This is a genomic window from Dickeya sp. NCPPB 3274, assembly GCF_000406205.1.
Taxonomy (GTDB): Bacteria; Pseudomonadota; Gammaproteobacteria; order Enterobacterales; family Enterobacteriaceae; genus Dickeya; species Dickeya fangzhongdai.
The window spans coordinates 577,833-584,148 of sequence record NZ_CM001979.1 but is presented as its reverse complement, the minus strand read 5'-3'; the positions used below and the strand labels follow the sequence as shown (position 1 = coordinate 584,148).

Sequence of the window (6,316 nt, the reverse complement as noted above, 5' to 3'; positions counted from 1 at the left end):
CCGGTTTAATGCGCCCCGTTGCCCGGATAGCTCAGTCGGTAGAGCAGGGGATTGAAAATCCCCGTGTCCTTGGTTCGATTCCGAGTCCGGGCACCACCTTTCCTTTTTTATGCCTCCTTATCAATTCCTATGTGTATGTAATTCAATAAGTTGGCGTGAAAATCTTTTCCGATGCGTTTTGATTTATCCCTTCGTATCGGGGAATTTGTGGGTCAGATTGCGGGTCATTCAGTTCGATGAACGGGAGTGACCCTCACATGTTAACTGACAGCAAAGTCCGATCCGCGAAACCTCTCGCAAAATCTTACAAGCTCAATGACTCGCAAGGCCTGTACCTGACGGTATCCACCAGCGGCGCTAAGCTATGGTATTTCCGCTACCGTTTCGGCGGTAAAGAAAACCGTCTGGCTTTTGGCCCCTACCCGCAAACTACGCTGGCGGAAGCCCGTGAAAAACGCGATGCGGCACGTAAGCTATTGGCGTCCGGCATCAGCCCTTCTCAGCTTCGTAAATCGAGCAACCCCGCCGTTGATGAATCCCGCACCTTTCAGTATGTCGCAACCGCATGGCACACCAGCAGTCTTAAACTCTGGTCAGACGCGCACGCCGATAAAATCCTCACCTGCCTGAAACGCTACGTTTTCCCCGCGATTGGCTCGATGGATATCGCACAGGTTGAAACCCGCCATCTGGCGCAGTTGGTTAAGGCAATTGACGATAAAGGCGTGCATGACGTCGCCGGACGGGTGCGCCAGCATCTGACCAAAATCATGCGTCACGCCGTCCAGCAGGGCGTCATCAAATACAATTCGGCTTACGATTTAGATGGCGTCGTGACCCCGGTGGCGACCCAACATCACCCCGCCCTGCCGCTGAAACGCCTGCCTGAACTGCTGGAGAAGATGGAAAACTACAAAGGCCGGATGCTCACCCGTCTGGCTCTGGAACTGAATCTGCACGTGTTTCTGCGCTCCAGCGAACTCCGTTTTGCCCGCTGGGATGAATTTAACCTGAAGGCGCATATCTGGAGCGTACCCGCCCAGCGCGAAGCCATAAGCGGCGTGCGGTTCTCAGAGCGTGGCGCAAAGATGAAGGATGAACATCTGGTGCCGCTGTCACGGCAGGCGGTCGCCCTGCTGAAACAGATTCAGGCGCTTTCCGGCGAATCGGTCTTCGTTTTTCCCGGCGCGCATACCCTGAACAAGCCGATGAGTGAAAACACCATCAACAAGGCGCTGCGCGTGATTGGCTATGACACTAAAACCGAAATCTGTGGGCATGGTTTCAGAACCATGGCCTGTAGCGCACTGAACGAGTCTGGACGCTGGTCAAAGGATGCCATCGAGCGACAGATGAGCCACAAAGAGCGCAACGGCGTGCGGGCGGCCTACGTGCATAAAGCGGAGCATCTGGAAGCCAGAATCGAAATGATGCAATGGTGGTCGGATTATCTGGACGTCAACCGAGAGGGCTATGTCGCGCCATATATTTATGCGCGGGGTCATTCGGCTGGCTAACGCGCTGCGCTTGTTGGCTCCTGACGGGCTTTCTATGTGATAGAAAACCCGTCAGGAGCGTTGTCGTAAAATCATTAGGGTATTCTGCCAAACGTTTCTTACACATTAGTATTTGCTACATCGGCTGACTCAAATCACCGTTCAGCCTTTTGGTTCAATACCGCGCGTCTGGAGTTCCTTACGCAGAACACGCTTGATCCACGTAGCCAATGTCTTGTCGCCATCCTTATGGGCTTGTTCTTCTAATTGCGCACGAAACTCGTGGGACAGTCGAATTTGATACTGGTCTGTTTTTGTTTTTTCACTTGACATTGTAATTACAAATTCCATAGCATGGTATAGTTGTAATTACACCGCAATTACATGGTGTTTTGCAACAGTAAAGAGCGAAGCCCGGCAGTGCTAGGAACACTAACCGGGCTTCTGACCACAACATTATGAGGACTAATGCTATGGCTGACACCGATAGTAACACGGGCGCGTCTTATCAATCACTGCCGGATTATGAGAACCGTTACTCCGCCATGAGTGCCGCGCTGGCTCATCTGGATTTTTCAAACATGGACAATGACGAACTCTCGCAGGTCACAGAATATTGCGCCGAAACGCAGGCCGGGCTTTGCCATTGCCTGAATTTCATTGGCGATGCGCTGATTACCTTTGCCGATAATGACGTGTGCGAATCGACACCAGAAAGCCTGTGCCAGTTGGGACACGGGCTAACCGCAATCAGTTTGCTCATTCCTGCCCTTACCACGATGCACAAACGCGCACACTCACTCACCGCCAGATAGTCATCTGAATATAGCCTGCCTGATTAAAGCTCTGCCGTGGATGACTCACGGTCAGGGCTTTTTTGCTTTAGTGGCCCAATCACCATAATTCTCCCCATCCGATATTGAATTGTTTGCAGGCAACACAGCCCTTTCCCGATAGCCTTCCCTACTGGCTGATTTCAGCGGGGAGAAGACATGCCAGTACGTTTTATTTTCGCGACGCTGACCGCACTCAACAGACCATTCAGCCACGATGCAGGACGCGACGGGGTTAGGCGGTTGAATGCCTGCGCCTCGCGGGCATTCAACCGTGGTGTGAGGCGAGTAAATTCAATTTCACAGAAATTGCTAATTTGCGTCGCCCGAACCCACCCGCGAGCGTTTCCCCCAAGGGAAACCGAGCAGGCCGGGGGGAGCCGAATAAATTTTGCCGCCCCAGAGAGAAAAAAGACGCGCCCACGCGTCGGTTTATTTGGGGGGCATCCGCCCCGCACACCGTCGTGGCTAAGTCTCCGGCCACAAGCCGGTAGCGAGGCGCGACTACCCACTTTGAAGGCGTTTTCCCATTTTTTCGCTGACCGGAACGGGCAAAAGAAAAAGTGGGCTAAAAACGGCGTCTCAAAGGGGGTAGTCGCGCGTAGCGCGCGACGGTGTGCCGCTGTTGACGTTGGGGGTTTTGGCGTGGCGTCCAGCCGCGACATTACCCTCATGCGACAGGCAATAAGGGCGTCCAGCCCGCATGAACTGGCGCACGCCGTTCTGTGCCGGGAAATGTATTTTCCGGCACATGGTTGCGAAGCGACCACCCCATTCGCCTCACGCTATCGGCGCATCGCATGGACGCATGCCATTCACGGAAATATGAGTCGATTCCATGAGGCGATAAAGACGAAAAAGAAAAGCAGCCAGAGACAAAGGAAGATCAATGCTAATTTCTGATTACCATGAACGCCAAGCGCGTAGACACGAGAAGATCCGGGTACTGCTCAATTTCCTGAAAGAAGAAACCTACAGCGACTTTAAAACGCTGATGCTGCTTTTTGAGTATAAAAATCACAAACCGCTTTACCTGCTGCTGGGAAAAGCCATCGACATGGGATTCATTCAAAAGCAGACGTTTTGTACAAGGATGGAGAAAATCTCACTGTGGGGGATCACCAACGACGGATTGGCCGCAGTCGTCACGCCAGATGATGACGGTTTTCCTGCACGCTTTGAGCCTGCAAAAATCACCGGCTGGACGCTGGAGCATCACCTTGATAACCAGCTCGCTCGGCTTATTCTAGAAAAGAAAGGCGCTTATGGGTGGGTTAGCGGCGCTTGTTCAACGTACCGCAGCCGCTATCAGGTCAAACATCGCCCAGATGGGGTGATCACACTCCCGAACGGAACGTTCATCGCAATTGAAACCGAGCGTCGCCTGAAAACCAAAGCACGCTACCAGTCGATTATCACCAACCATTTACTGGCGCGTACTCAAAAGCACTGGATGTACGTCTTCTACATCGTGCCCAATCCACAGAAAAAACAGGCTCTCGAACTGCTATTAAATAGTGTCAAACACGCCATCGTGAATCATCAACGTATCCTGCTGGAAGCGAAGCACCGCAATGTTTTTCGGGTTTATACGTTTGAGGAGTTGAGGGGGCTGGATTTGAATCTTGGCTAATTGCTGAACAACCATGCGAAGTATATACTCACAGTGTGCACAAGAGAGGAGCATTATCATGAAACACCGCGTCAGCGTTACCGTAGACAAAGACAATTATCAGGTTCTGAGTGCTGCCGGAATCAATATCTCTGGGCTGGTGAATGATGCCATTGGCAAAGAAGCCCGCCGCATAAAGGCTGAAGAGTGGAAGAAAGAAAACCTCGAAGGGATGGAGGAAGTCGCCCGATTTATCGCACAGAATGGCTCCTTTGCGGATGAAAACAGGAACTGGTGATCATGCAATTCGTTGTTTATCAATACAAACGCGCCAGTCACTACAAAATGTTTGTCGATGTGCAAAGCGATATTGTCGAGACACCCAAGCGGCGCATGGTCATTCCACTTATCGAAGCACATCACCTGTCTGAGAAAGTGAATAAAACGCTGTTCCCTCTGATCCGCATCGACGGCGAAGATTATCGGCTGATGACTACTGAACTATCGAGCGTTCCCGTTGAGGTCATTGGTGAAGTGATTGCGGATCTTGGCGACTGCGCGGATGAGATCAAGGATGCTATTAATCTTATGTTTTGGGGGATATGAAGGGGGATTCGGAGTGTTAGGTTCGAAACTTACCCCTAGCGTCACCAACAGTATGAATAAGCTGAAAATGCCTAAAGGTGAATAGATTAGTTTACCGAGATACTTACACCGAAGGATGCTCGGAGCAAAATCGGAGCCTATCGGTTACACTATAACCAGAAACGTCCCAATTCCACGCAGGGGGAATGAGCTCGTCCGAATATGCAGAGAAATAGATCGGTTGCCAGAAAATACGGCCAGACTGAAGCCAGTTATTCAGCTGGATCAGTTACAAGTCTAGAGTCACAACCAATCATACTCTAATTTCCGCCTTAGCAAACAAACTACAATACCGGGTAATCATCGCTTCACCATAACGAGATTTCGCTTAGTTGCATGCTTCGCACAACAACTAAATAGCTGCGCCTAATACCTCTACACGTACCGTTTACTGATATGCAGCATGTTGCGTAAGGGCAACACAGCCAAGGCCCGATGTAGCGCAGCCAGACAGAGAAAGCAGCTCCAACACCTTACACTGCAAGAGTTGGCCGAAAGTGGAGCACTATCCCGCGCAGCTATTTAGCGAAAGCCCTGTTGCCGTGGCTATGATATCACTATCAATCTGATGACATTTCTCACACAATTTAATAAGATATGCTAATCAATAAACTATCAGGGAAATAGAAATGTCTGAATTAGCTGCACGTTATCTTTCTTTACTTATAAACGCAAAATCTGAAGATGAGTTTGAAAAAAACGCCAAAATTATTTTGGAAGACATTGATACACGCATTAAATCTGGAAACCTATCAGAAAGGAAAGCAACTGATTTAATTGATGAATTAATTCGCGAGCTCGAAAAGCGTGGTTATGAAAAGAGAGATGTTATATCTCTTGAAGAGCATGCTGGTTTAGAAGATTTCTATAAGAGCCTATCTATTGACAACAGCAAAAGTGATGAGCTTCTAGCTATGGCAATGCAGTCCGCACCAAAGAACGGAGCACCAAAAAATGGACGCTGAGAACATGACTGCCTGGGGGACAATCGCGTTAGCAATCATCAGTTTTTTAGCTCTAATTGTTTCAGGAATCTCAATCTTGAAATCCATAGCATCAGAGAAAATATCACAGGCTGCCAATGACCTTTCAGCATCAGCAAAAAATACAGCTGAACAAGCCTTCAAGAACAGCCAAGGTGATTCAGAGATACTTATTCACAATAGCATCAGTGAAGCCTTGAAAATGCAAGATGAATGTTCAATTAGATTGATTGAAGCTAAAGAAAAGTACAACTTTGCAGAAAATCAGACGACCGAGGCATATCAAAAGTTATTAGATAGTGCGATACAAGGTCTTCTGAATGCCTATGATATTGCCTGCCAACGATATTTAGATCAAAAACTTGATCAGGAACGTTTTAGAAAAACATATTCAAAACGAATCAATGAATTATTCGATTCACAAAAACCTTATAAAGTGTTCATACAGGACGAATCATCAACTAAATATCATGCGTTACATAAAGTAAATAAAGAATTCAATAATCTTGAATGAAAAACACCCTCCTCATCTAGGATCTGTCTTTTATAACTTTAAATTTAACATTATGAAAAAATTTGAATAGCAGTATGTGATAGATTGGTTCAAATGATGATGAGTGAATAATAGGAAAAACCATTTAATATGATTAAAGGTTTTATTTAACCCTATAGGACTACTAACGTAATCCGCCGAAACTGGTGTAGGTATTCCGGCAAACAGGAAAACTCTTTTTTAGATATCTTAGG

The 6,316-nt window shown here is 48.1% G+C and carries 8 protein-coding genes and 1 tRNA gene; 8 read left to right on the top strand and 1 reads right to left on the bottom strand.

The features are described 5' to 3' along the window. Positions 1-20 precede the first annotated feature (20 nt). Positions 21-96: transfer RNA gene (locus tag DXX3274_RS03330), tRNA-Phe, on the top strand. Between the two features lie 161 nt (positions 97-257). Beyond that, positions 258-1,517, top strand: coding sequence for an integrase arm-type DNA-binding domain-containing protein (locus DXX3274_RS03325; protein ID WP_042858564.1), 1,260 nt, complete (start codon positions 258-260; stop codon positions 1,515-1,517). A 141-nt stretch (positions 1,518-1,658) separates the two neighbouring features. Here DXX3274_RS03325 and DXX3274_RS23930 read toward each other — a convergent pair whose 3' ends face one another. Next, the gene (locus tag DXX3274_RS23930) at positions 1,659-1,829 is read right to left on the bottom strand and encodes a hypothetical protein (protein WP_162847981.1); all 171 of its coding nucleotides are present in this window, start codon (positions 1,827-1,829) and stop codon (positions 1,659-1,661) included. Between the two features lie 140 nt (positions 1,830-1,969). Here DXX3274_RS23930 and DXX3274_RS03320 point away from each other — a divergent pair, with 140 nt between their 5' ends. The 6 genes from DXX3274_RS03320 (at position 1,970) to DXX3274_RS03290 (ending at position 6,083) form a co-directional block, all read left to right on the top strand. Then, complete coding sequence (locus tag DXX3274_RS03320) at positions 1,970-2,311, top strand: hypothetical protein (protein ID WP_042858563.1); 342 nt, start codon at positions 1,970-1,972, stop codon at positions 2,309-2,311. A 907-nt stretch (positions 2,312-3,218) separates the two neighbouring features. Then, positions 3,219-3,962, top strand: coding sequence for a MobC family replication-relaxation protein (gene mobC, locus DXX3274_RS03310; RefSeq protein WP_042858560.1), 744 nt, complete (start codon positions 3,219-3,221; stop codon positions 3,960-3,962). Between the two features lie 58 nt (positions 3,963-4,020). Beyond that, positions 4,021-4,239: a type II toxin-antitoxin system antitoxin CcdA gene (gene ccdA, locus DXX3274_RS03305; protein WP_042858559.1), complete on the top strand. Its 219-nt coding sequence runs from the start codon at positions 4,021-4,023 to the stop codon at positions 4,237-4,239. Positions 4,240-4,241: 2 nt separating this feature from the next. Then, positions 4,242-4,547 carry a type II toxin-antitoxin system toxin CcdB gene (ccdB, locus tag DXX3274_RS03300; protein WP_042858557.1) on the top strand — a complete coding sequence of 102 codons (306 nt, stop codon included), beginning with the start codon at positions 4,242-4,244 and terminating at the stop codon, positions 4,545-4,547. 668 nt (positions 4,548-5,215) lie between these two features. After that, complete coding sequence (locus tag DXX3274_RS03295; RefSeq protein WP_042858556.1) at positions 5,216-5,551, top strand: hypothetical protein; 336 nt, start codon at positions 5,216-5,218, stop codon at positions 5,549-5,551. Further along, positions 5,541-6,083 carry a hypothetical protein gene (locus DXX3274_RS03290; RefSeq protein ID WP_042858555.1) on the top strand — a complete coding sequence of 181 codons (543 nt, stop codon included), beginning with the start codon at positions 5,541-5,543 and terminating at the stop codon, positions 6,081-6,083. The genes DXX3274_RS03295 and DXX3274_RS03290 overlap by 11 nt, the downstream gene beginning before the upstream one ends. Positions 6,084-6,316: the final 233 nt, after the last annotated feature.